The organism is Bradyrhizobium sp. USDA 4452, assembly GCF_054063575.1.
Genome location: NZ_JBSSGK010000001.1, coordinates 848,617 through 871,730, shown reverse-complemented (window position 1 = coordinate 871,730; position 23,114 = coordinate 848,617). Strand labels below are relative to the sequence as shown.

The following is a 23,114-nucleotide window of genomic DNA, read 5'->3' as shown; positions in this document are numbered from 1 at the left end:
GTTCGTCGCAGACAAACCGATATTGACAGCGCTACCAAGCGATTGCTAATCGAACGATTGCCAAAACCGGATAAACTGCGGACAATAAACCCAGTCCAGCACAGCCGCGCACCCAGCGTGGTCGGAACAAAACAAAGCGGTGGCGGCACTCGTCGTATGCCGTCGGGAATTTGAGGAGGGAAGTGGATGTCGTCGGTCCAGATTCGCGACGTGCGGAAATCGTTCGGCAATTTTGAAGTCCTGCACGGCGTGTCGATCCCGATCGAGGACGGCGAATTCGTCGTTCTGGTCGGCCCCTCCGGCTGCGGCAAGTCGACCCTGCTGCGCATGCTGGCGGGGCTCGAGAACATCACCTCGGGCACGATCTCGATCGGCGACCGCGTCGTCAACAATGTCCAGCCCAAAGAGCGCGACATTGCGATGGTGTTCCAGAATTACGCGCTCTACCCGCATATGACGGTCGCCGACAACATGGGCTTCTCGCTCAAGCTGCGCGGCGCCAAGCCCGAGGAAATCTCGACCGGCGTCAAGCGCGCCGCGGAAATCCTCGCGCTGACCCCGCTGCTCGACCGCTATCCCCGCCAGCTCTCCGGCGGCCAGCGCCAGCGCGTCGCAATGGGGCGCGCCATCGTGCGCGATCCGCAGGTGTTCCTGTTCGACGAACCGCTGTCGAACCTCGACGCCAAGCTGCGCGTTGCGATGCGCACCGAGATCAAGGAACTGCACCAGCGGCTGAAGACCACGACCGTCTACGTCACCCACGACCAGATCGAGGCCATGACGATGGCCGACAAGATCGTCGTGATGCATGACGGCATCGTCGAGCAGATGGGCTCGCCGCTCGAACTCTACGACACACCGGCGAACCAGTTCGTCGCCGGCTTCATCGGCTCGCCCGCGATGAATTTCCTTAAAGGCGCGGTGAAGGTGAACGGCGCCGCCTATTTCGAGGGGCCGAACGGCGTCAGGCTGCCGTTGAAATCGGCGCCGGCCAATTCCGACGGCAAGCCCGCCGTCTACGGCGTGCGGCCGGAGCATTTCACCATCGCCGATGACGGCGCCGAGGCCGAGATCGTTGTGGTCGAGCCGACCGGCTCGGAGACCCAGGTGTTCGCCAAGCTCGGCGGCGAGCAGGTCGTCGCGGTGTTCCGCGAGCGCCACCTGTTCAACCCGGGCGACAAGGTCCGGCTCAAGCCGGATCCGGCGCTGGTCCATCTGTTCGACGATTCGACGGGGAAACGACTGAATAGCTGACCGCCGACCCGCACGTCTCGTCCGTGCATCATTCGACCGGGGTTTCGGCCGCGGCGTTGCAGGCGGCAGGGATCATTTCTGAACAACAACCAAAAATCGGGAGAGAATTGCCAATGTCCATGTTCAACACTGACCGCCGTTCGCTGCTCAAGGGCGGCGCCACGATGCTGGCCGCCGCGGCAACGATGTCGAGCGATCAGCTGCTCGGCTATGCCAAGGCCTGGGCGCAGACGTCGCAATGGAAGCCGGAGCCGGGCGCCAAGATCAACCTGCTGCGCTGGAAGCGTTTCGTGGAAGCCGAGGACGTGGCCTTCATGAAGATCGTCGATGCCTTCCAGAAAGCCAACAACGTCACCATCAACGTCTCCAACGAATCCTACGACGACATCCAGCCGAAGGCCTCGGTCGCGGCCAATACGGGGCAGGGCCTCGACATGGTGTGGGGCCTCTATTCATTGCCCTTCCTGTTCCCGAGCAAGTGCGTCGACGTCACTGACGTCGCCGATTATCTCGGCAAGAAGTGCGGTGGCTGGGCCGATTCCGGCAAGGCGTACGGCATGCTGAACGGGAAGTGGATCGGCATTCCGGTCGCGGCCACCGGCGGTCTCGTCAACTATCGCGTCGCGGCCATGGAAAAGGCCGGCCACAAGGAGTTCCCGAAGGATCTCGCCGGCTTCGCCGATCTCGTGAAGGGCATGAACAAGAACGGCACCCCGGCCGGCATGGCGCTCGGCCACGCCTCCGGCGATGCCAACGGCTGGCTGCATTGGGCGCTGTGGGCGCATGGCGGCAAGCTGATCGACAAGGACAACAAGGTCGTCGTCAATTCGCCGGAAACCGCCAAGTCGCTCGAATACGTCAAGGGCCTCTACGACAATTTCGTGCCCGGGACCGCGTCGTGGAACGACAGCTCCAACAACAAGGCGTTCCTCGCCGGGCAGCTTCATCTCACCGTCAACGGCATCTCGATCTACGTCACGGCGAAGAAGGAGAATCCGCAGATCGCCGAAGACATGAATCACGCGCACCTGCCGGCCGGTCTCGACGGCAAGACGCGGGAGCTGCATCTCGGCTTCCCGATCCTGATCTTCAGCTTCTCGAAGTATCCGCAGGCCTGCAAGGCGTTCACCGCCTTCATGCTGGAGCAGGATCAGTTCAATCCGTGGATCGAGGCGGCGCAGGGCTATCTGTCGCACTTCCTGCTGGACTACGACAAGAATCCGGTCTGGACCGCCGACCCGAAGACGACGCCCTATCGGAGCGTGGCGCAGACCGCGTCGACCCCGGCGGGCGAGGCGCAGATGAGCGAAAACGCGGCGGCCGCGATTGCCGACTTTGTCGTGGTCGACATGTACGCGAACTACTGCACCGGACGCGAAGACGTGAAGACCGCGATGGCCTCGGCCGAACGCGCGGCCAAGCGCATCTTCCGCTAGGTGACGGCCGGCGCGGGCAGCCGCGCCGGCACCGGTCCATGGGCGATCTGAGGTGACGCACGGCAAATTGGTCGCGCGTCACCGCATGATTCGGAGTTGAGAGCGAATGAGCACTGTCCAGACATCGATGCCGGCGCAAGCCGTCGCGGCAGGCGAGCCGTCGTTTTGGTCGCGGCTCAGCGGAAACCGCAATTGGGCGGCATTCTGGTTCATGTTGCCGACGGCGGCGTTCCTGATCCTGTTTCTGGCCTATCCGCTCGGCCTCGGCGTCTGGATGAGCTTCACCGACGAGCGCATCGGCCGCGCCGGCGCCTTTATCGGCATCGAGAACTACCAGTGGCTGTGGGATGACTCGATCTTCTGGCTGTCGGTGTTCAACACCCTGTTCTACACGCTGATCGCAAGCGCCATCAAATTCGCGATCGGGCTCTATCTCGCGCTGCTGTTGAACCGGCACATGCCGTTCAAGGCGATCATCCGCTCGATCGTGCTGATCCCGTTCATCGTGCCGACCGTGCTGTCGGCGATCGCGTTCTGGTGGATCTACGATTCGCAGTTCTCGATCATCTCCTGGTCGCTGATCAAGCTCGGGGTGATCCACAGCAACATCAATTTCCTCGGCGACAGCGACTGGGCGCGGGCCAGCGTGATCTTCGCCAATGTCTGGCGCGGCGTTCCGTTCGTGGCGATCACGCTCTTGGCCGGCCTGCAGACGGTCTCGCCGTCGCTCTATGAGGCCGCCACGCTCGACGGCGCCACCAGCTGGCAGCGCTTCCGCTTCATCACCTATCCGCTGCTCACCCCGATCATCGCCGTCGTGATGACCTTCTCGGTGCTGTTCACCTTCACGGATTTCCAGTTGATCTGGGCGCTGACCCGCGGCGGCCCGGTCAACGCCACCCATCTGATGGCGACGTTGAGCTATCAGCGCGGCATCATCAGCGGGCGGCTGGGCGAGGGCGCCGCGATCGCCACCGCGATGATTCCGTTCCTGGTGGCGGCCATCGCCATCTCCTGGTTCGGAATGCAACGCCGCAAATGGCAGCAAGGATCGAACAATGACTGATTCAACCTTGCAATCGAAGGCTGCGACCGCCAAGGCCGGCGATGACACCGAAGGCATGAGCTACCTGGAGTCGCTGCCGCGGCGCCTGGTTACGCTTTATCTGCCGCTGTTCATCATCCTCGTGGTGCTGCTGTTCCCGTTCTACTGGATGGTGCTGACGTCCATCAAACCGGACGAACAGCTCATCGACATGGAAAAGTTCAACCCGTTCTGGGTGATTCATCCGACCTTCAAGCACATCAGCAAGCTGCTGTTCGAGACCCAGTATCCGCGCTGGCTCTGGAATACGATGTATGTCGCGGTCGGCGCGACGTTCCTGTCGATCGTCGCCAGCGTGCTGTCGGCCTATGCGATCACCCGGCTGCGCTTCAAGGGCGCGGACGCGGTCGGCGTGCTGATCTTCTTCGCCTATCTGGTGCCGCCCTCGATCCTGTTCATCCCGCTGGCCTCGGTGATCCAGGCCTATGGGCTGTTCGATTCGCCGCTGTCGCTGATCCTGGTCTATCCGACGCTGCTGATCCCGTTCTCGACGTGGCTGCTGATGGGCTATTTCAAGACCATCCCCTACGAGCTCGAGGAGTGCGCGCTGATCGACGGGGCGTCGCGCTGGCAGATCCTGGTCAAGATCATCGTGCCGCTGGCGGTGCCCGGCCTGATCTCCGCTTTTATTTTCTCGTTCACTCTGTGCTGGAACGAGTTCATCTACGCGCTGACGTTCCTGCAATCGACCCCGAACAAGACGGTACCGGTTGCCATCGTCAACGAGTTCGTCGACGGCGATATCTACAAATGGGGATCGCTGATGGCGGGCGCGCTGGTCGGCTCATTGCCGCTGGTTATTCTTTACGCCTTCTTCGTTGAGCATTATGTCTCGGCGATGACGGGTGCCGTGAAGGAATAGACGCGCAAGGCCCGCAGCTGAATTCGAACAAGAGAAGAGAAGGAGCAGGGTCGTGCACATTCTGATTCTGGGCGCCGCCGGCATGGTCGGCCGCAAGCTGACCGAGCGTCTGTTGCGTGAGGGCCGGCTCGGCAAGCAGGACATCAGCAGGATGACCTTGCAGGACGTGGTCGCGCCGGCCAAGCCAGCCAACGCCGCGATTCCGGTCAATGTCGTCGCATCCGATTTCGCCGATGCCGGTGCAGCAGTGCCGCTGATCGCCGAGCGCCCGGACGTGATCTTCCATCTCGCCGCGATCGTCTCGGGCGAGGCGGAGGCCGAGTTCGACAAGGGCTACCGGATCAACCTCGACGGCACCCGCCACCTGATCGACGCGATCCGCGCCGCTGGCGGCGGCTACAAGCCGCGCCTGGTGTTCACGTCCTCGATCGCGGTGTTCGGCGCGCCGTTCCCCGAGAAGATCGGCGACGAGTTCTTCCATACGCCCTTGACCAGCTACGGCACCCAGAAGTCGATCTGCGAGCTCCTGATCAACGATTACACCCGCAAGGGCCTGCTCGACGGGATCTCGATCCGCCTGCCGACGATCTGCGTGCGTCCAGGCAAGCCGAACAAGGCGGCGTCCGGCTTCTTCTCCAACATCATCCGTGAGCCGCTGGCGGGCGAGGAGGCTGTGCTGCCGGTGTCCGAGGACGTGCGGCACTGGCACGCCTCGCCGAAATCGGCGGTCGGCTTCCTGGTCCACGCCGGCACCATGGATCTGAACGCGATGGGGCCGCGGCGCAATCTCAGCATGCCCGGGATGTCCGTCACCGTCGGCGAGCAGATCGCAGCGCTGGAGCGCGTTGCCGGCAAGAACGTCACCGCGCGGATCAAGCGGGTGCCGGATCCGACCATCATCGGCATCGTCTCGGGCTGGCCGCGCGATTTCGCCACCGACCGCGCGCTGAAGCTCGGCTTCACCACCGCCGAGAAGACGTTCGACGACATCATCCGCATCCACATCGAGGACGAACTGGGCGGCAAGTTCGCCGCCTAGCTCGGCTCAGGCACGCGGGTCTTGGCATGACCAGGGTCGCCAGCATCGGCGAATGCATGATCGAGTTGCGCCAGGCTCCGGGCGGCCAGCCCGGCGGCCTGTACTCGCGCGCCTATGGCGGCGACACCCTCAACACCGCCGTCTATCTGGCCCGTCTCGGCGTCCACATCGATTATATCACGGCCCTCGGCGATGATGTGCTGAGCGATGAGATGATCGCGGGTTGGGCGAGCGAAGGCATCGGCACCAAGCATGTCGCGCGATTGGCCGGCAAGCTGCCCGGGCTCTATCTGATCCAGACCGACGACAAAGGCGAGCGGCGGTTCTTCCACTGGCGCGACAGCGCCGCCGCCCGCGAGCTGATGGACCTGCCCGAGACGGCCGACCTCCTGAACTCGCTCGCGACCTACGACCTCGTCTATCTCTCGGCGATCACGCTTTCGGTCCTGCGCGAGGATGGGCGGGAGCGGCTGATGGCGGCGCTGAAGCGGGCGCGGCTGCTCGGCACGCGCTTTGCGTTCGACACCAATTTCCGCGCCCGCGGCTGGCCGGACCTGAACGCTGCGCGAAAAGTCTTCAGCAGCGCCTTCGAGACCGCCGATATCGTGCTAGCCTCGACCGAGGATCTGGCCCCGCTCTATCCCGGCGAGAGCAACACGGCGCTGCTCGCCGGCATCACCAGCCCGGAGGTGGTGCTGAAACTTGCGGAGCCTGCCTGCATCGTGCGCTCGGCCGGCGGAACGCGCGAGGTGCGGGCGGAGCCGCTGACCCAGCCGGTCGTGGATACCACGGCGGCCGGTGACAGTTTTGCCGCAGCCTATCTCGCCGCGCGGCTCGGTGGCGCCGAACCCGAGCAGGCGGCGCGCGCCGGCCATCGTCTTGCCGGTGTCGTGGTGTGCTATCCCGGTGCGATCATTCCACGCTACGCCATGCCGCCGAAAAAGGCGTCTCGTCCTCCACCAGCCCGCAAGGCCTCGCAATGACGACCACATCGAAGCAGGACCGGATCGCCGAGCTGATCCGCCAGGCCACCGTGATCCCGGTGCTGACCATCGAGCGGCTTGAGGACGCGGTCCCGCTCGCGAGGGCGCTGGTCGCGGGCGGCGTGCGGACGCTCGAGGTGACGTTGCGGACGGCGGTCGCGGTCGATGCGGCCAAGGCCATCATATCAGAGGTGCCCGATGCGGTGGTCGGGATCGGCACCATCCTCAACGCCGACGATCTGGCGCGTGCCGAGGCGCTCGGCGCCAAATTCGGCATCAGCCCGGGAGCGACGCCCGAGTTGCTGAAGGCGGTCGCAGCCAGCCGGCTACCCTTCGCGCCGGGGATCGCGACCGCCTCCGAGCTGATGCAGGCACTGGCGCACGGCTTCGACGTCGTCAAATTCTTCCCCGCCGAGCAGGCCGGCGGTATCAAGGCACTGCGGGCTCTGGCCGGTCCGTTTCCAAACGTCAGGGTCTGCCCGACCGGCGGGATTGGCGAGCCGAATGCGGCGACCTGGCTTGCCGAGCCCAATGTGCTAGCGGTCGGTGGTTCCTGGCTCTGTCCGCCCTCGGACATCCGCGCCGGCAACTGGGCCGGCATAACCGCCATGTGCGCGAAGGCGATGAAAACGCTGAAAGCCGGCTAGGACTCCGTTCCGACAGGAACGGGGTTCTAGATTCTGTTTTGACGCGTTTTCTTTACGCGAACCGGTATCCACTTCGCTCGAAAACGCCATCGAGATACGCTACATAGCCTCCTGAACAGGAACAGGGAGATACGGCCATGACGGCAGCCAGCATCGTGGGTTGGGCGCACACGCCATTCGGAAAATTCGACGCGGAGACCGTCGAAGGCCTCGTCGTCAAGGTCGCCAACGAGGCGCTCGCCGATGCCGGCGTTGCCGCATCCGACGTCGACGAGATCATGCTCGGCCATTTCAACGCCGGCTTCTCGCCGCAGGATTTCACGGCCTCGCTGGTGCTGCAGGCCAATCCGGCGCTGCGCTTCAAGCCGACCACCCGCGTCGAGAATGCCTGCGCGACCGGCTCGGCCGCTGTGCATCAGGGCATCCGCGCCATCGAAGCCGGCGCCGCCAAGATCGTGCTGGTGGTCGGCGTCGAGCAGATGACCAAGACGCCGGGCCCGGAGATCGGCAAGAACCTGCTGAAGGCGTCGTATCTGCCCGAGGACGGCGACACGGTCGGCGGCTTCGCCGGCGTGTTCGGCAAGATCGCGCAGGCCTATTTCCAGAAATACGGCGACCAGTCGGATGCGCTGGCGATGATCGCCGCCAAGAACCACAAGAACGGCGTCGCCAACCCCTACGCGCAGATGCGCAAGGATTTCGGCTTCGAGTTCTGCCGCGCCGAGAGCGACAAGAACCCGTTCGTCGCCGGTCCCCTGAAGCGCACCGACTGCTCGCTGGTCTCCGACGGCGCTGCCGCGCTGGTGCTGACCGATGCCGAGACCGCCAAGACCATGGGCAAGGCCGTGCACATCCGCGCCACCGCCCATGCGCAGGATTTCCTGCCGATGTCGAAGCGCGACATCCTGCAGTTCGAAGGCTGCACCGTCGCCTGGCAGCGCGCGCTGCAGAAGGCCGGCCTGCAGCTCTCCGATCTGTCCTTTGTCGAGACCCACGACTGCTTCACGGTCGCCGAGCTGATCGAATATGAAGCGATGGGCCTGACGCCGAAGGGCCAGGGGGCGCGCGCGATCATGGAGGGCTGGACCCAGAAGGACGGCAAGCTGCCGGTCAATCCGTCCGGCGGCCTCAAGGCCAAGGGCCATCCGATCGGCGCCACCGGCGTCTCGATGCATGTGATGAGTGCGATGCAGCTCGCCGGGCAAGCCCCCGAAGGCATGCAGCTCAAGAACCCGCAGATCGGTGGCATCTTCAACATGGGCGGCGCCGCCGTCGCCAACTACGTCTCGATCCTCGAGCCGGCCAAGTAGCTTGACCGGTCAAGTAGCTTGAACATTGCCGAATGGCTGGCGGCGACGGCGCGGGCACGTCCCGACGCGCCGGCGCTGCTGACCGGCTTCGACCTCGACGCCGACTACGCAACCTTTGCCCGCCGCGCCGCCTCGATCGGGGCGGCGCTGGCGCGCGATCACGGCATTGCCGCCGGCGACCGCATCGCGCTGTTTGCATCGAACTGCACGCAATATCTCGAATGCCTCTATGGCATCTGGTGGATCGGCGCCGCGGCGATCCCGATCAACGCCAAGCTGCACGGCCGCGAGGCGGCGTGGATCTGCGGCAATGGCGGCGCCAAACTGGCTTTCGTATCCGATGACACGCTCGGCGCGCTGCTTGAGGCGAAGGACGATTGTCCCGCCGGCATGACCATGCTGTCGGTCGACAGCGACGCCTACAAGGCGATGCGAAGCGGCGAGGGGGCACCTGCGCCGCTGCCGCGCGAAACCAATGATCTCGCCTGGCTGTTCTACACCTCCGGCACCACCGGCCGTCCCAAGGGCGTGATGCTCAGCCACGGCAATCTGCTTGCGATGTCGCTGTGCTATCTCGCCGACGTCGATCCGGCGACGCCGAATGATTCCTCGCTCTATGCGGCGCCGATCTCGCATGGCGCGGGCCTCTACAATTTCCCGCATGTCCGGATGGGCGGACGCCACGTCGTTCCCGCGTCCGGCGGTTTCGATCCGGACGAGGTGCTCAACCTCGGCCGCCAGCTCGACAATGTCGTGATGTTCGCGGCGCCAACCATGGTGCGCCGCCTGGTCGATGCCGCCAGGAAGCGCGGCGAGAACGGCGAGGGGCTGCGCACCATCATCTATGGCGGCGGGCCGATGTACACGGCCGACATCATCGATGCGATGGCGACGATGGGCCAGCGCTTCGTGCAGATCTACGGCCAGGGCGAGTCGCCGATGACGATCACGGCGCTGTCGCGCGACTGGCATCGCGCGACCGATCATCCGCGCTATCTCGAGCGGCTGGCTTCGGTCGGGACCGCACAGAGCGTCGTCACCGTGCGCATCACCGGCAAGGACGGCAGGCCACTGCCCGCGGGCGAGACCGGCGAGATCGAGGTCAAGGGCCTGACCGTGATGCTCGGCTACTGGAACAATCCGAAAGCCAACGCCGAGACGCTGAAGGACGGCTGGCTGCGCACCGGCGATATCGGCCGGCTCGATGCCGACGGCTTCCTGACGTTGTCGGACCGTTCCAAGGACGTGATCATCTCCGGCGGCACCAACATCTATCCGCGCGAGGTCGAGGAAGCGCTGCTGACGCATCCCGACGTCCGCGAGGTCTCGGCGATCGGTGTGCCGGATCCGGAATGGGGCGAGATCGTCGTTGCCTGCGTCGTGCTCGCGGACGGCGCCAGCGCCGACGACGGCAGGCTCGACGCGCATTGCCTCGCCTCGATCGCCCGCTTCAAGCGGCCGAAACGCTATGTCTATCTCGATGCCCTGCCGAAGAACAATTACGGCAAGGTGCTGAAGACTGCGTTGCGGGAGATGATGGCCCAAGGATAGGGCCAAGGGTCGGCCCAAGGATCGGCCCAAAGATCGGCCAAAGGGATCGGCCGAGGAATCTGCAAAGGGATAGGCTGCGGCCTCCTGCCGCGCTAAGCTGCTTGCGCCTGTCACCGGGAGAACGGACCATGGGTATCGAGACGTCCCTGTCGCTGTCGGAAGTGAACGATCGCATCGCGATACTCCGGGACAATATCAGGCAGCTGATCGAGCAGGCCGCAGGCGCTGCCGGCGCCGAAGTCGAGGAGCGCATCGCTGAGCGGCTCGAGCAGCAGAACGCGGAACTGGAAAGGCTCCTGAAGGCGCGCGAGGCAATGACCGGGCAGTAGCCGGCAGCGAGCCGGCGGTGGCGCACTTCGTCTCGTCTGCCCTGCGTTCCGCCGCGCGGAAACGATCCGGCCGCTGCCGCGCATACGCCCATACGCCCCGCGCAGCTTGATCTCGGCAAAGACCTCCCGCTACTAGGATTCAATCCAGAACATCCGGGAGCGAACAGCACGATGGGACCACTGCAGGGTATCAAGGTCGTCGACATGACGACCGTGCTGATGGGGCCCTATGCCACCCAGATGCTCGGCGATTACGGCGCCGACGTCATCAAGGTGGAATCGCCTGACGGCGACGTGACGCGGCAGATCGGTCCGACGCGGCATCCAGGCATGGGGCCGGTGTTCCTCAACACCAACCGCAGCAAACGTTCGGTCTGCCTCGATCTGAAGAAGCCGGCGGGGCGCGAGGCCGTGCTGCGGCTGATCGCGCAGGCCGACGTGCTGGTCTACAACGTGCGCCCGCAGGCGATGGCGCGCCTGCAACTCGGCTACGACGTCGTCGCCAAGGTCAACCCAAAGCTGATCTATGCCGGCGTGTTCGGCTTCGGCCAGGAGGGACCATATGCAGCCAAGCCCGCCTATGACGATCTGATCCAGGGCGCCACCGCGCTGCCGGCGCTGATGGCGCAGACCTCGGACGGCGTGCCGCGCTACGTGCCGAATGCGCTGGTCGATCGCATCGTCGGCCTCACCGCAGTCGGCGCGATCTGCGCCAGCCTCGTGCATCGCAATCGCACCGGGCAGGGCCAGCGCGTCGACATTCCGATGTTCGAGACCATGGCCGGCTTCGTGATGGGCGACCACATGGGCGGCCTGACCTACGATCCGCCGCTCGACAAGGGAGGCTACGCCCGCCACCTGTCGCCGGACCGCCGGCCGTACAAGACCTTGGACGGCTATATCTGCGTGATCGTCTACAACGACAAGCAGTGGGAGAATTTCTTCAAGGCGACCGGCCGCGACGATCTGCGCAGCGATCCGAAATTCGCGACCTTCGCCGGCCGCGCCACCAACATCGACGTCGTCTACGCCGAGCTCGCGCGCATCCTGCAGACCAAGACCACGGCCGAGTGGAACGAGATTCTCGAGAAGGCCGACGTGCCCGTAATGCCGATGCATGATCTGGAGAGCCTGCTGGAGGACCCGCACATGGTCGCGACCGGCGTTTTCCCGGTGGTCGACCACCCGACCGAGGGCCGTATCCGCAGCATGACGCCATCGGCACGCTGGTCGGAAACCAAGGTCGAGCCGAGCCGGCTGGCGCCCAGACTTGGCGAGCACAGCGCGGAGATCTTGCGCGAGGCAGGTTTCTCGACCGACGAGATTGCGGCGATGCTGCGCGACGGCGCGGCCAAAGCGGTGAAGGCATAGGAGCCCGACAGATGGATTTCGCACTCTCCGCCAACCAGGAATCGATCCGCGACGCCGTCGCAAAAATCTGCTCGCGCTTCGACGAAGCCTATTGGCTGAAGAAGGACAAGGAGGGCGGTTATCCGGCCGACTTCCACCGCGCGCTGGCCGATGCCGGCTGGCTCGGCATCTGCATCCCCGAGGAATATGGCGGCTCCGGGCTCGGCATCACCGATGCCGCGATCATGATGCGCACGATCTCCGAATCCGGCGCCGGCATGTCGGGTGCATCGGCAGTGCACATGAACGTGTTCGGGCTCAATCCGGTTGTCGTGTTCGGCACCAGGGAGCAGTGCCAGCGCATGCTGCCGCCGATCATCGACGGCCGCGACAAGTCCTGCTTTGCGGTCACCGAGCCCAACACCGGCCTCAACACCACGCAGCTCAAGACCCGCGCGGTGCGCCAGGGCGACAAATACATCGTCAACGGCCAGAAGGTGTGGATCTCGACCGCGCAGGTCGCCAACAAGATCCTGCTGCTCGCGCGCACCACGCCGCTGGAGGAGGTGAAGAGCCCGACCCACGGCCTCAGCCTGTTCTACACCGACTTCGACCGCAAGCGCGTCACCGTGCACGAGATCGAGAAGATGGGCCGCAAGCCCGTCGACTCCAACGAGCTGTTCTTCGAGAATTTCGAGATACCGGTCGAGAACCGCATCGGCGAGGAGGGGCGCGGCTTCGAATACATCCTGCACGGCATGAACCCCGAGCGCATCCTGATCGCGGCTGAAGCGGTCGGCCTCGGCCAGATCGCGCTGAAGCGGGCGTCGGACTACGCCAAGGGCCGCATCGTGTTCAACCGACCGATCGGCATGAACCAGGCGATCCAGCATCCGCTGGCGAAGTGCTGGATGGAGCTGGAGGCCGCCTGGCTGATGGTGCTGCGCGCCGGCTGGCAATACGACCAGAACCTGCCCTGCGGCCCGGCCGCGAACGCGGCAAAGTATCTCGCGGCGGAAGCCGGCTTCCACGCCTGCGAGCAGGCGGTGATGACCCATGGCGGCTTCGGCTATGCCAAGGAATATCATGTCGAGCGCTATTTGCGGGAATCGCTGATCCCGCGCATCGCGCCGATCAGCCCGCAGCTCATCTTGAGCTTCATCGGCGAGAAGGTGCTCGGCCTTCCGAAGTCGTATTGATGGTAGGCGACAGGTATTTCCACTCGTCATTCCGGGACGCGCGTAGCGCGGGCCCGGAATCCATCGGGCGGCATGCGCAGGCGGAGGAATGGATTCCGGGCTCGCGCTTCGCGCGCCCCGGAATGACGAGGAGTTAACAGCATGAGCTTCGTCACCGGCGTCGGCCTCACCTCCTACGGCAGGCATGAAGGTCTCTCCTCGCTCGACCTGATGAGCAAGGCGGCCGAGCTTGCGATCTCGGACGCCGGGCTGAAGCGGGCCGACATCGACGGTATCCTGTGCGGCTATTCCACCGTCTCGCCGCACATCATGCTGGCGACGGTTTTCGCCGAGCATTTCGGCATCCGCCCGTCCTACGCCCACGCCGTGCAGGTCGGCGGCGCCACCGGGCTTGCGATGACCATGCTGGCGCATCAACTCGTCGATGCCGGTGTCGCGAAACACGTGCTGGTGGTCGGCGGCGAGAACCGGCTGACCGGGCAGAGCCGCGACGCCTCGATCCAGGCGTTGGCCCAGGTCGGCCATCCCGACTACGAGGTGACGCTCGGTCCGACCATCCCGGCCTATTATGGCCTGGTCGCGACGCGCTACATGCACGAATACGGGCTCACTCAGGAAGACCTTGCGGAGTTCGCCGTGCTGATGCGCAAGCACGCGCTGACGCATCCCGGCGCGCAATTCCACGAGCCGATCACGGTTGCCGACGTGATGGCCTCGAAGCCGGTGGCGATGCCGCTCAAGCTGCTCGACTGCTGTCCGGTCTCGGATGGCGGTGCGGCCTGCGTGATCAGCCGCGAGCCGACCGGCGAGCGGCGGGTGCGCGTCCGCGGCTGCGCCCAGGCGCATACCCATCAGCACGTCACGGCCGCGCCCGCGTTGAGCGAACTCGGCGCGGAGATTTCGATCGCGAAGGCGAAAGAAGTGTCTGGTGTCGCGATCTCGGACGTGCGCTACGCCGCGGTCTACGACAGCTTCACGATCACGCTCGCGATGCTGCTGGAAGACCTCGGCCTTGCCAAGCGCGGCGAAGCGGCAGCGCGGGTACGCGCCGGCTATTTCAATCAGGACGGCGAGATGCCGCTCAACACCCATGGCGGCCTGCTCAGCTACGGCCATTGCGGCGTCGGCGGCGCGATGGCGCATCTGGTCGAAACCCATCTGCAGATGACCGGCCGCGCCGCAAATCGCCAGGTGCGCGACGCCTCGGTGGCGCTGCTGCACGGCGACGGCGGCGTGCTGTCCTCCCATGTCAGCATGTTCCTGGAGCGCGTGCGATGAGTGGACCGATCCTCGACTGGACCAAGGGCGCGGAAGCCATCGTCTATCAGACCTGCAAGGCCTGCGGCGCCCGGCAGTATTTCCACCGCAGCTTTTGCGCGGCGTGTGGCTCGCCCGATCTTGCCGAGCATCGCGCGAGCGGGGCAGGGACGGTGTATGCGACGTCGCTGGTCTGCCGCGCCGCAACGCCGGAGACGAGGGCGCATGTGCCCTACAATATCGTGTTGGTCGACGCCGAGGAGGGCTTTCGGATGATGGCGCATGGCGACCACGACCTCGCCATCGGCGACAAGGTTTTGGCGCGCTTCACGCAGTTCGCCGGACGGCTGGTTCCGTATTTCGCAAAGGCGAAATGAGGGGCCGAACGATCCGGTCAGAACGCGCGACCAGGCTTAACCGGTTCGCTCCTGCCCCTCGAGTTGCGGATACTATCGCCAATAAAACACAAAGCTGGCGATGACGAGCATCGCCGTCACCGCCAGCATTTGCGCAAGCGCTTCCGAGGCCGCCCTCCTTGTGGCTTCCTTCATGCGTTTCCCCTAAGACCTGGGCGTGACTCATCGTTGCGCGGATTGCGCGCAAGACGGCCAGATTTTGTACTCGGAACACCCCGCGTCGAGCATTCGCTTTTGATGAGTCCCCACTCGGCGAATATCGACTATGTCAGGGTTGTCTTTGAATGCGGCGGCAATTTGACTCGCGCGTGTTGCTCATGCGACGGCCGGCGGATACTGTTTCGGAACCCGACAGAAACGACAGCAGATCAAGGTTAGGAAATGGCCCGTATCGACTACTCCGATCCCGCGAAGGCAAGCCCGCGCACCCGCGAGATTCTCGACAAGAACCGCAACGCCAACATCTTTCGCATGATGGCGCATTCGCCGAGCTACTTCGAACAGTACTGCCGGCTCGGCGGCGCGATCCGCCACAAGGGCGAGCTCGATCCGGTCGTGCGCGAGCTCGCGATCACGCGCACCGGCATTCTCTGCGAGGCGCCTTACGAGATCGTCGCGCACAAGCGCATCGGCAAGAACGTCGGCGTCACCGACGAGCAGAACGCCGCGCTGGAGAACTGGCAGCAGGCCACCTGCTTCAGCGAGGTGCAGCGTGCGGCGCTCGCCTTCACCGACGAGATCGTCAAGCTGAAGAAGCCGACGGATGCGACCTTCAAGGCGATCGCGGCGCTGCTGACGCCGGCCGCGCTGATCGAGCTGCAGCTCTCGGTCGGCTTCTACATCATGACGTCGAAGTTCCTCGAGACGTTCGAGATCGACATGCAGCCGGTCGCCGAAGTGGTGAGCTGAGCTCGCCGCGCGACTCCTTGCCTCGCTCTGCCATGGGCGGGGCTACCGCATAGGGCCATAGCCGAGAGGTGCTCGCACTATTTCGGAATAATGGAAAAATATCGCTGAGTTGCCCGACGTGTCAAGTGGCCATGTCGCACGCCGGCCGCCGCCGGCTACTGTGCATGGGGTTGTTTTCGATATTTTGGCCCGGTGCCCCTGCGAGGGCAGGCTATGGCTATCCCGACGTCAGCAGATCGACCTTGGCATTGGCCACGATCAGCCGCTCGGCGAGGATCTGCGCGAGGTTGCGCATGATCCGCTCGCCGGCGCGCGGGTGATGGTCGCGGAAGCGTTCGAAATCCCGGATATCGACCTCGTAGGCGGTCGCCGACATGTCGGCCAGCACGTCCGCCGAGCGCTTCGGCTCCAGCAGCGCCATCTCGCCGAACGCCATGCCGGCAGTCAGCGTCGCGAGCCGGATGCCGTCGGGCAGGGTGACATGGACGACGCCGCTGCGCAGGAAGAACAGCGAGGTCGCCTCATTGCCGGTAGCGATGATCTTCTCGTTCGGCTGGTAGGTCCTGATCGCGCAGAGCGAGGCGAGGTCGGCGATCTCAGCTTCACTCAATCCGGCGAGCAGCGGCTGCTCGGCAAGCTCCGTAGTCTCGAGGAAGTCGATTGAGCCGCCATAGCGGTAGACGATCTGGTCCTCCGCCCATTCGATCGCGGTATCGAGCAGATAGAAATCCCTGATATTGCCGAGCCGGTTGGTCCACTCGCTGATCGTCGTCCATTCCCGCGAGGTCCGCTTGATGCCCGAGAGGATCACGGTGACACCGAGTTCGGCCAGTTCCTGGAAGGCTTCCGCCACCAGCCTTGCGCCGGCGCGCGTCGTCGCGGTGACGCGGCGCAGGTCGAAGATCACGAATTCCGGCCGCGGGCTGCCGGCGAGGCGGCGCGAGACATAGTCGACATTGGACAGCGACAGCGTGCCGACCAGCTCGATCACCCGCACCTCCTGGAAGTGTTTTGCCAGGATCTCCTGCTCCTGCGGCCGGCGCAGGCGGCGCGACGGGTTCTTGCCGATATTGTAGTCGGCGATGATGCTGTGACGGGCGTCATCGCTGCGGTTCAGCATGTGCAGGTCGTAATGCGCCGACAGCGCCTCGCAGACCTTGATGCCGCGCACGCTGTTGCCGTGCTTGTCGAGCTTCGGAGAGTAGCTGCCGAGCCCGAGCCGCGCCGGCAGCGCCGCCAGAATGCCGCCGCCGACGCCGCTCTTCGCGGGGATGCCGACCCGGTAGATCCACTCGCCGGCGAAGTCGTACATGCCCGACGAGGTCATCACCGACAGCGTGCGCGCGATCGCATAGGGCGTCACCACCTGCTCCCCGGTTACGGGATTGATGCCGCGGTTGGCCAACGTCGCCGCCATGACAGCGGTATCGCGCGCGGTGACGAGGATGGCGCATTGCCGGAAATAGACGTCGAGCACCGCAGGCACGTTCTCGGTGATCACACTGTTGGTGCGCAAGAGATAGCCGATCGCCCGGTTGCGGTCGCCGGTCGCGCTCTCGGAGGCGTAGACCGCCTCGTCGACGTCGAGCTCGCGGCCGGCGAAGCGGCCGAGCGCGTGGCGGATGTAGTCGAATGCGCCGTCGCCCTTGTCGGCATGGAGCAGGCCGGAGCAGGCGATCGCGCCGGCGTTGACCATCGCATTGAACGGGTGATTGTCGGCATTGAGCCGGATCGAGTTGAACGGATCGCCCGACGGCTCGACGCCGATCACGCTTTCCACCCGCTCGGCGCCCAGCGTGTCCAGCGCCAGCGCGAACACGAACGGCTTTGACATCGACTGGATGGTGAACGGCACCCTGGTGTCGCCGACCTCATAGACGTGGCCGTCGAGCGTCGCCAGGCTGATGCCAAAATGGGCAGGGTCGGCTTTGCCTAGCTCGGGGATGTAGTCGGCCACCGCGCCGGCAACCTCCGGCAGGAAGTCTGCGTAACATCTGTGCAGAAACCGCAGCAGCGGCGGCTGCGAGCGGGCCCAGTTGACGGTGCTGGCGGTGACGGGAGGAGGCGATCGTTTCATCGCCTCCTGTTGTGCAACGCAATCAGGGCGCGCGCAACCGAGCACGCATCGAGATCAGCAAGGTGATAAGCCGAGCAGGCGCGAACCGGCGGCTGCCGGTTTTCGAACAGATGTTCACAAAACGAGCGGTTGCTCGGCGTTTGTATCGCCATGCGAAACTTTCGGGTCGAGAGTGTTTCGAAAGCGAAACAGCGTGCGACGCCGTGCGACTCCCAAAGGAAACCACCGCCGATCACGTGACGTCGGGGAATTTGGTTCGCGCCGAGCGGCTCGACGGCCGCGCTAGGTCTCGACGATAGCGACGGCCTGGCCTTCGGCGATGACGTCGTCAATCCTGACCAGAATCGACTTGATTTTGCCTGCTGCCGTCGATGTGACCGGGATCTCCATCTTCATCGCTTCGACGAACGCGATCTCGTCGCCATCGCCGATGCTGCTGCCGGCCTCAACGGGAAGCGCGCAAACGCGGCCGGCAACTTCGGTCACAACCTTGATCTCTGGCATTCCACTCTCCGATGCCGTCTTGCGGAAATTTCATCCGGCGAACGGCTTTTTGTTGTGGCAGCAGATTGCCTGAGGTAGCTTCATCTGCAAGTGGAATTTTATTCCGCAAGACGGAATGGAGCCAAAGCAAATGGGACGGCGCTCGGAACGGCTTAGCCGGCAGGGAATGCTCGCCAGCGAGACTGGCGATGGCGATGTCATCCAGGTGGTGTCGCGCGCGTTTGATGTGTTGCGATGCTTCGAAGGGCACGAAGCCCGGCTTGGCAATCTCGAAATCTCGAACCGCTGCGGCCTGCCGCGATCGACGGTGTCGCGCCTGACGCATACGCTGACGCGGATGGGGCAGCTCGTCTATCTGCCGCGCGATCAGAAGTATCGGATCGGCCCGAGCGCGGTCGCGATGAGCACCTCGATGATGAAGGGGCTGCAGCTGCGCAACCTGATCCGGCAGCGCCTGCAGGATGTCGCCGACCAGTTGCCCGGCACCGTGGGCTTCGTGATCCCCGATCGCTTCCATCTGGTCTATCTGGAGTTCGCCCGCGCGGCGAACGCGCTCGGCCTGCATGAGGCCACCGGCAGCCGCATCTCGATGGCGACCACCGCTGCCGGCCACGCCTACACGGCCGCGCTCGATCCCGCGATCGGCGATGCGCTGATAGCAGAGATGGAAGGCGAGTTGCCGGAGAGCGCCAAGATGCTGACGCCGCGCATCGCGGCCAACCGCCGTCATCTGCAAGAGCACGGCTACGTCGTCGCCTGCGGCCTGTGGAGCCCGCACATCAACGGCGTCGCGGTGCCGCTGTGGTCACCGCAATATCAGACCTATGTGGTCACCACGATCGGCCTGCTGTCGGCGATGTATGACGAGCCGCGGCTGCACCGCGAGGTCGCGCCGCTGATGGTCGAGCTCGCTGCCGCACTCGGCAGCCTGCTCGAGGGCGCCGACGGCGACATCTTCAGCAATCGGATTGAACGCAAGTCGCTTCCGGTGGCCACCCACAACAACAACAAAATCATCAAGACGGAGGCAATGAATGAACTGGAAGCCGGAACTCGACGACCTCGCCCGGCGCGAAGCGTTCGCGCGGGAGATGGGAGGCGTTGACAAGGTCAAGCGGCAACGCGACCAGGGCCGGCTCACGGTTCGTGAGCGCATCGACAAGCTCGTGGACCAGAGCAGCTTCCACGAGGTCGGTGCCATCTCCGGCATCGCAGAATACGACGAGAGCAACGAGCTCAAGCATCTGACGCCGGCGAACTGCGTGTTCGGGCGCGCCCGGGTCGACGGCCGCACCGTCGTCGTGGTCGGCGACGATTTCACCGTGCGCGGCGGCTCGGCCGATGCGTCGATTTCCGCCAAGCCGCTGATGGCGGAGGAGATGGCGCATGACTTCCGCCTGCCGATCATCCGCGTGATCGAGGGCTCCGGCGGCGGCGGCTCGGTGAAGACGATCGAGACCCGGGGCGCGGCCAATCTGCCCGGCGGTGTCGGCGGCACGCGCTGGTACTGGTACACGACCGCCAACCTGGCGCGCGTGCCCGTGGTTGGCCTCGGGCTCGGCTCCGTCGCAGGTCTCGGCGCGGCGCGGCTGGCGGCCACGCATTACTCGATCATGACCAAGAGCTCCGCGATGTTCGTCGCCGGCCCGCCGGTGGTGAAGCGGCTGGGGCAGGACCTGACCAAGCAGGAACTCGGTGGCGCCGACATCCAGACCCGCGCCGGCGCGATCGACCAGGCGGTCGAGACCGAGGAGGAGGCGTTCGACTACGCGCGGCGCTTCCTGTCCTACCTGCCGTCCTCGGTCTACGATCTGCCGCCGACCATTTCCTGCACCGACGATCCGGAGCGCGCCGAGGAATCGCTGCTGAAGGCCGTGCCGCGCAATCGCAAGCAGGTCTACAAGATGCGGCCGATCATCGATGCGGTGGTCGACAAGGGCTCGTTCTTCGAGGTCGCCGGCAATTTCGGCCGGCCGGTGATCGCCGGCCTGGCGCGGATCGAGGGCCGGGCGGTGCTGCTGCTCGCCAGCGATCCCTTCCACTATGGCGGCTCGTGGACCGCGGACGCCTGCCAGAAGGTGGTGCGCTGGGTCGATTTCGCCGAGACCTTCCATCTGCCGGTGGTCTACCTGATGGACTGCCCCGGCTTCATGATCGGGCTCGAGGCGGAGAAGTCGGCGACCATCCGCCACGGCGTGCGGGCGATGGCTGCCGTCAACCAGAGCACGGTACCGTGGTGCACGATCATCGTCCGCAACGCTTTCGGTGTCGCCGGTGTGGTGCATCAGCCGGCCAACCGGTTTTCGATGCGCTATGCATGGCCGTCGGCGTATTGGGGCTCGCTGCCGCTCGAGGGCGGCATCGAGGCCGCCTATCGCGCCGAGATCGATGCGGCGGCCGATCCCGCCGCCAAGCTGCGCGAGATCGAGGACCGCCTCAACAAGCTGCGCTCGCCGTTCCGCTCGGCCGAGAAATTCTGGGTCGAGGAGGTGATTGACCCGCGCAAGACGCGCTCGCTGCTCTGCGAGTTCGCGCGACTCGCCGAACCGATCCGCAAGGCCGGTCCGCCGAGCAACATGTCGACGCGGCCGTAGGGCTTTCACGCCGTCATTGCGAGGAGCGACAGCGACGAAGCAATCCACGCTTCCACAAGCGGAGATATGGATTGCTTCGCTTCGCTCGCAATGACGGTGAAGGAGCAGTCGGGCCGCGCTACTCCGCTTCGCGATGCACGTCGTGGATTACGATGCCCATGCCGTTCTCGGGCATCTTGATCCAGTCGCGCCGCTTCAGCGAGCGCTTGGTGTCCTCGTGTCCGCTCGCCCAGTGCTCGCGCATCGAGGTGCCGGAGAATTCGTGGTCCTTGGCGTCACCCTCGTAGGCCTTCTGCTGATAGATCAGCTGCAGCAGCGTGATCCCCGGCAACCGGCTGTTTGCCTTCTTGAGCTGGCGTTCCTCGTCCGACAGCTGGTCGTCGGGGATTTTTCCCAGCGCGTTGTGCAAGGCGGTGCGCAGATTGTAGGTCTTGCGGTAGACGTCGGTGTTGTAGCGGGTGCGCGACGAATACATGATGTCCTTGTGGCGGGCCATCACGTCCTGGATGTCGCGCGGCAGCGCGCCCCGCGCCGAGAACAGGTCGACCTGGAACACCAGCGAGTTCGCATTGTCCTCCTGGTCGAGCAGGTGTTGCAGCGGCGTGTTGGAGACGATGCCGCCGTCCCAGAAATGATCGGTGCCGACCTTTACCATCGGCAGTGCCGGCGGCAGCGCGCCGCTCGCCATGATGTGCTCGGGGATGATCTCGTCATGCGCGTTGTCGAAATAGATGAAGTTGCCGGACAGCACGTTCACCGCGCCGACCGCAAAGCGCATTGTCTTGGAATTGATGCGATCGAAATCGACCAGCTCCAGCAGCGATTCACGTAAGGGCGTGGTGTCGTAGTAGCTCGTGGCGGTGCGGGCGCCGGCTGGGCTGAGCCACGGATTGGTCTGGTGCGGGGTGAAGAAGCCGGGTTGCCCCAGCGTCGTCGTCAGCCATGAGCTGGTGAAATTGCGCGCCTTGCGGAAGATGTCGCCGTCAGGCGTGTAGTGCCAGATCTTGCGGCTGGTGATGCGATCCCAGAATGTGTGCAGCCGCTCCAGCCGCCTCTCGGGCGGATTGCCGGCGATAATCGCCGAGTTGATCGCGCCGATCGAGACGCCGCAGACCCAGTCCGGCTCGATGTTGGATTCGTGCAGCGCCTGATAGACGCCGGCCTGGTAGGCGCCGAGCGCGCCGCCGCCCTGCAGGACCAGCGCCACGCGATCGCATCCTTCGGGGCGCCAGCCGGGCGTCGCATGCTCGATGTCGTCAGAATGCGGGGTACGCGCGTCCATCTCAGGCACTCCAAAAAATTGCGGCGAGAATTCAGGGCGCCGATGACGCGGTGATGACAAACGCCGGGCCGGTGCACGGCGCATCCGGCATGGCTGCCTGCTTGGTTAGCATTGGCCTCCACCGCAAGACGCGGGTCATGCCCGTGACGGAAATCCCTCACATCGCCGTCAATCTCGGCCGCTAGCCTCCGCGCAATATTTCCGCACAGGGGGTTATTGCGATGCGCAGGGAAGATCTGCTCAAGCTTCCGTCCATGCCGGCTGCCGGTCCGAGCTATCCCGCCGGTCCGTACCGCTTCGTCGATCGCGAATTCCTCGTCATCACCTATGAGACCGATCCTGAATTGATCCGCGCCGGCCTGCCTGAGCCGCTGGAGCCGATCGAGCAGGCGATCGTGCATTACGAATGGATCAAGATGCCCGACAGCTCCGGGTTCGGCAGCTACACCGAGTCAGGCCTCGTGATCCCGGCGCGGCTGCGCGGTGAAGAGGTCAACTTCGTCTGCCAGATGTATCTCGACGATGATCCGCCGATCGCGGCCGGCCGCGAGATCTGGGGCTTTCCGAAGAAGTACGCCCATCCCAAGCTCGAGATCGTCAAGGACACGCTGACCGGCACGCTGGAATATGCCGGCCAGCTCGTCGCAATGGGCACGATGGGCTACAAGCACGAGAGCATGGCGGGCAATGGCGACATCACCCGCGCCACGCTGTCGAAGACGCAAGTCAATCTGAAGATGATCCCCGGCGTCGACGGCCATCTCGAGATCTGCCAGCTGGTTGCGATCAACCTGACAGACATCAACGTCAAGGGATCGTGGATCGGACCCGGTCGGCTGCACCTAGTGCCGCACGTCAACGCGCCGGTCGCGGATTTCCCGGTCAAGCGCGTGGTCGGCGCGCATCACTATATCGCCGACCTGACGCTGCCGTTCGGCCGCGTCGTGCACGACTACAACAAGGTCGAACACGCCGCGCCTACCGGTCTCGCCGCGCAGTAGCACGCCGCG

General features: G+C 64.8%; 21 protein-coding genes. 18 read left to right on the top strand and 3 right to left on the bottom strand.

Going from position 1 to position 23,114, the window contains the following annotated elements; all coding sequences use genetic code 11:
* Nucleotides 1-186: 186 nt before the first annotated feature.
* The 15 genes from ACVISU_RS04480 to ACVISU_RS04410 all read left to right on the top strand — a co-directional run bounded on the left by ACVISU_RS04480 (nucleotide 187) and on the right by ACVISU_RS04410 (nucleotide 15,647).
* The gene (locus tag ACVISU_RS04480) at nucleotides 187-1,254 is read left to right on the top strand and encodes an ABC transporter ATP-binding protein (RefSeq protein ID WP_050404719.1); all 1,068 of its coding nucleotides are present in this window, start codon (nucleotides 187-189) and stop codon (nucleotides 1,252-1,254) included.
* Between the two features lie 113 nt (nucleotides 1,255-1,367).
* On the top strand, nucleotides 1,368-2,690 hold the full coding sequence (locus tag ACVISU_RS04475) for an ABC transporter substrate-binding protein (RefSeq protein ID WP_050404718.1): 1,323 nt from the start codon (nucleotides 1,368-1,370) through the stop codon (nucleotides 2,688-2,690).
* A 106-nt stretch (nucleotides 2,691-2,796) separates the two neighbouring features.
* A complete protein-coding gene (locus tag ACVISU_RS04470; RefSeq protein ID WP_050404717.1) occupies nucleotides 2,797-3,756 on the top strand; it encodes a carbohydrate ABC transporter permease in 960 nt (319 codons plus the stop codon).
* Entirely contained in the window at nucleotides 3,749-4,657 is a 909-nt protein-coding gene (locus tag ACVISU_RS04465) for a carbohydrate ABC transporter permease (RefSeq protein ID WP_050404716.1), read from the top strand. Before ACVISU_RS04470 ends, ACVISU_RS04465 begins: the two co-directional genes overlap by 8 nt.
* A gap of 52 nt (nucleotides 4,658-4,709) precedes the next feature.
* Nucleotides 4,710-5,696, top strand: a complete 987-nt coding sequence (gene denD / locus ACVISU_RS04460) for a D-erythronate dehydrogenase (protein WP_456706135.1) — start codon at nucleotides 4,710-4,712, stop codon at nucleotides 5,694-5,696.
* A gap of 26 nt (nucleotides 5,697-5,722) precedes the next feature.
* Nucleotides 5,723-6,679, top strand: a complete 957-nt coding sequence (locus tag ACVISU_RS04455; RefSeq protein ID WP_456706134.1) for a sugar kinase — start codon at nucleotides 5,723-5,725, stop codon at nucleotides 6,677-6,679.
* Complete coding sequence (eda, locus tag ACVISU_RS04450) at nucleotides 6,676-7,326, top strand: bifunctional 4-hydroxy-2-oxoglutarate aldolase/2-dehydro-3-deoxy-phosphogluconate aldolase (RefSeq protein ID WP_456706133.1); 651 nt, start codon at nucleotides 6,676-6,678, stop codon at nucleotides 7,324-7,326. The genes ACVISU_RS04455 and eda overlap by 4 nt, the downstream gene beginning before the upstream one ends.
* Nucleotides 7,327-7,463: 137 nt before the next feature.
* Nucleotides 7,464-8,636, top strand: a complete 1,173-nt coding sequence (locus ACVISU_RS04445) for an acetyl-CoA acetyltransferase (protein WP_456706132.1) — start codon at nucleotides 7,464-7,466, stop codon at nucleotides 8,634-8,636.
* Between the two features lie 18 nt (nucleotides 8,637-8,654).
* The gene (locus tag ACVISU_RS04440) at nucleotides 8,655-10,187 is read left to right on the top strand and encodes a class I adenylate-forming enzyme family protein (RefSeq protein ID WP_456706131.1); all 1,533 of its coding nucleotides are present in this window, start codon (nucleotides 8,655-8,657) and stop codon (nucleotides 10,185-10,187) included.
* Nucleotides 10,188-10,315: 128 nt separating this feature from the next.
* Nucleotides 10,316-10,516, top strand: a complete 201-nt coding sequence (locus ACVISU_RS04435; RefSeq protein WP_050404710.1) for a hypothetical protein — start codon at nucleotides 10,316-10,318, stop codon at nucleotides 10,514-10,516.
* 171 nt (nucleotides 10,517-10,687) lie between these two features.
* Nucleotides 10,688-11,887 carry a CaiB/BaiF CoA transferase family protein gene (locus tag ACVISU_RS04430; protein ID WP_050404709.1) on the top strand — a complete coding sequence of 400 codons (1,200 nt, stop codon included), beginning with the start codon at nucleotides 10,688-10,690 and terminating at the stop codon, nucleotides 11,885-11,887.
* Nucleotides 11,888-11,898: 11 nt separating this feature from the next.
* Nucleotides 11,899-13,065 (top strand): acyl-CoA dehydrogenase family protein, encoded by a 1,167-nt coding sequence (locus ACVISU_RS04425; RefSeq protein ID WP_456706130.1) that lies wholly within the window; start codon nucleotides 11,899-11,901, stop codon nucleotides 13,063-13,065.
* Between the two features lie 141 nt (nucleotides 13,066-13,206).
* Nucleotides 13,207-14,343, top strand: coding sequence for a thiolase family protein (locus tag ACVISU_RS04420; RefSeq protein ID WP_456706129.1), 1,137 nt, complete (start codon nucleotides 13,207-13,209; stop codon nucleotides 14,341-14,343).
* Nucleotides 14,340-14,699, top strand: a complete 360-nt coding sequence (locus ACVISU_RS04415; protein WP_456706128.1) for a Zn-ribbon domain-containing OB-fold protein — start codon at nucleotides 14,340-14,342, stop codon at nucleotides 14,697-14,699. Before ACVISU_RS04420 ends, ACVISU_RS04415 begins: the two co-directional genes overlap by 4 nt.
* Nucleotides 14,700-15,119: 420 nt before the next feature.
* Nucleotides 15,120-15,647, top strand: a complete 528-nt coding sequence (locus ACVISU_RS04410; RefSeq protein ID WP_050402151.1) for a carboxymuconolactone decarboxylase family protein — start codon at nucleotides 15,120-15,122, stop codon at nucleotides 15,645-15,647.
* 217 nt (nucleotides 15,648-15,864) lie between these two features.
* On the opposite strand, the gene glsA is transcribed toward ACVISU_RS04410, so the two are convergent.
* Together glsA and ACVISU_RS04400 are read right to left on the bottom strand one after the other, a co-directional pair.
* Nucleotides 15,865-17,724, bottom strand: a complete 1,860-nt coding sequence (gene glsA, locus ACVISU_RS04405) for a glutaminase A (protein ID WP_456706127.1) — start codon at nucleotides 17,722-17,724, stop codon at nucleotides 15,865-15,867.
* A 282-nt stretch (nucleotides 17,725-18,006) separates the two neighbouring features.
* On the bottom strand, nucleotides 18,007-18,228 hold the full coding sequence (locus ACVISU_RS04400) for an acetyl-CoA carboxylase biotin carboxyl carrier protein subunit (RefSeq protein WP_050402149.1): 222 nt from the start codon (nucleotides 18,226-18,228) through the stop codon (nucleotides 18,007-18,009).
* 130 nt (nucleotides 18,229-18,358) lie between these two features.
* Here ACVISU_RS04400 and ACVISU_RS04395 point away from each other — a divergent pair, with 130 nt between their 5' ends.
* Together ACVISU_RS04395 and ACVISU_RS04390 are read left to right on the top strand one after the other, a co-directional pair.
* Nucleotides 18,359-19,333, top strand: coding sequence for an IclR family transcriptional regulator (locus ACVISU_RS04395; protein WP_050402148.1), 975 nt, complete (start codon nucleotides 18,359-18,361; stop codon nucleotides 19,331-19,333).
* On the top strand, nucleotides 19,263-20,822 hold the full coding sequence (locus ACVISU_RS04390; RefSeq protein ID WP_456706126.1) for an acyl-CoA carboxylase subunit beta: 1,560 nt from the start codon (nucleotides 19,263-19,265) through the stop codon (nucleotides 20,820-20,822). Before ACVISU_RS04395 ends, ACVISU_RS04390 begins: the two co-directional genes overlap by 71 nt.
* A 118-nt stretch (nucleotides 20,823-20,940) precedes the next feature.
* Here the strand turns inward: ACVISU_RS04390 and ACVISU_RS04385 are convergent, their stop codons facing one another.
* Nucleotides 20,941-22,104 (bottom strand): patatin-like phospholipase family protein, encoded by a 1,164-nt coding sequence (locus tag ACVISU_RS04385; protein ID WP_456706125.1) that lies wholly within the window; start codon nucleotides 22,102-22,104, stop codon nucleotides 20,941-20,943.
* Nucleotides 22,105-22,325: 221 nt separating this feature from the next.
* Here ACVISU_RS04385 and ACVISU_RS04380 point away from each other — a divergent pair, with 221 nt between their 5' ends.
* Entirely contained in the window at nucleotides 22,326-23,105 is a 780-nt protein-coding gene (locus ACVISU_RS04380) for an acetoacetate decarboxylase (protein ID WP_456706124.1), read from the top strand.
* Nucleotides 23,106-23,114 lie beyond the last annotated feature (9 nt).

Bases quoted from the DNA above. Each gene is read 5' to 3' on its own strand.
- ACVISU_RS04390 (WP_456706126.1), top strand. From the start codon at position 19,263: ATGAACTGGAAGCCGGAACTCGACGACCTCGCCCGGCGCGAAGCGTTC.
- ACVISU_RS04455 (WP_456706134.1), top strand. From the start codon at position 5,723: ATGACCAGGGTCGCCAGCATCGGCGAATGCATGATCGAGTTGCGCCAG.
- ACVISU_RS04480 (WP_050404719.1), top strand. From the start codon at position 187: ATGTCGTCGGTCCAGATTCGCGACGTGCGGAAATCGTTCGGCAATTTT.
- ACVISU_RS04395 (WP_050402148.1), top strand. From the start codon at position 18,359: ATGGGACGGCGCTCGGAACGGCTTAGCCGGCAGGGAATGCTCGCCAGC.
- ACVISU_RS04470 (WP_050404717.1), top strand. From the start codon at position 2,797: ATGAGCACTGTCCAGACATCGATGCCGGCGCAAGCCGTCGCGGCAGGC.
- ACVISU_RS04400 (WP_050402149.1), bottom strand. From the start codon at position 18,228: ATGCCAGAGATCAAGGTTGTGACCGAAGTTGCCGGCCGCGTTTGCGCG.
- ACVISU_RS04420 (WP_456706129.1), top strand. From the start codon at position 13,207: ATGAGCTTCGTCACCGGCGTCGGCCTCACCTCCTACGGCAGGCATGAA.
- ACVISU_RS04430 (WP_050404709.1), top strand. From the start codon at position 10,688: ATGGGACCACTGCAGGGTATCAAGGTCGTCGACATGACGACCGTGCTG.
- ACVISU_RS04475 (WP_050404718.1), top strand. From the start codon at position 1,368: ATGTCCATGTTCAACACTGACCGCCGTTCGCTGCTCAAGGGCGGCGCC.
- ACVISU_RS04425 (WP_456706130.1), top strand. From the start codon at position 11,899: ATGGATTTCGCACTCTCCGCCAACCAGGAATCGATCCGCGACGCCGTC.
- ACVISU_RS04435 (WP_050404710.1), top strand. From the start codon at position 10,316: ATGGGTATCGAGACGTCCCTGTCGCTGTCGGAAGTGAACGATCGCATC.
- ACVISU_RS04410 (WP_050402151.1), top strand. From the start codon at position 15,120: ATGGCCCGTATCGACTACTCCGATCCCGCGAAGGCAAGCCCGCGCACC.
- ACVISU_RS04385 (WP_456706125.1), bottom strand. From the start codon at position 22,104: ATGGACGCGCGTACCCCGCATTCTGACGACATCGAGCATGCGACGCCC.
- ACVISU_RS04380 (WP_456706124.1), top strand. From the start codon at position 22,326: ATGCGCAGGGAAGATCTGCTCAAGCTTCCGTCCATGCCGGCTGCCGGT.
- ACVISU_RS04465 (WP_050404716.1), top strand. From the start codon at position 3,749: ATGACTGATTCAACCTTGCAATCGAAGGCTGCGACCGCCAAGGCCGGC.
- ACVISU_RS04415 (WP_456706128.1), top strand. From the start codon at position 14,340: ATGAGTGGACCGATCCTCGACTGGACCAAGGGCGCGGAAGCCATCGTC.
- ACVISU_RS04445 (WP_456706132.1), top strand. From the start codon at position 7,464: ATGACGGCAGCCAGCATCGTGGGTTGGGCGCACACGCCATTCGGAAAA.
- glsA (WP_456706127.1), bottom strand. From the start codon at position 17,724: ATGAAACGATCGCCTCCTCCCGTCACCGCCAGCACCGTCAACTGGGCC.
- eda (WP_456706133.1), top strand. From the start codon at position 6,676: ATGACGACCACATCGAAGCAGGACCGGATCGCCGAGCTGATCCGCCAG.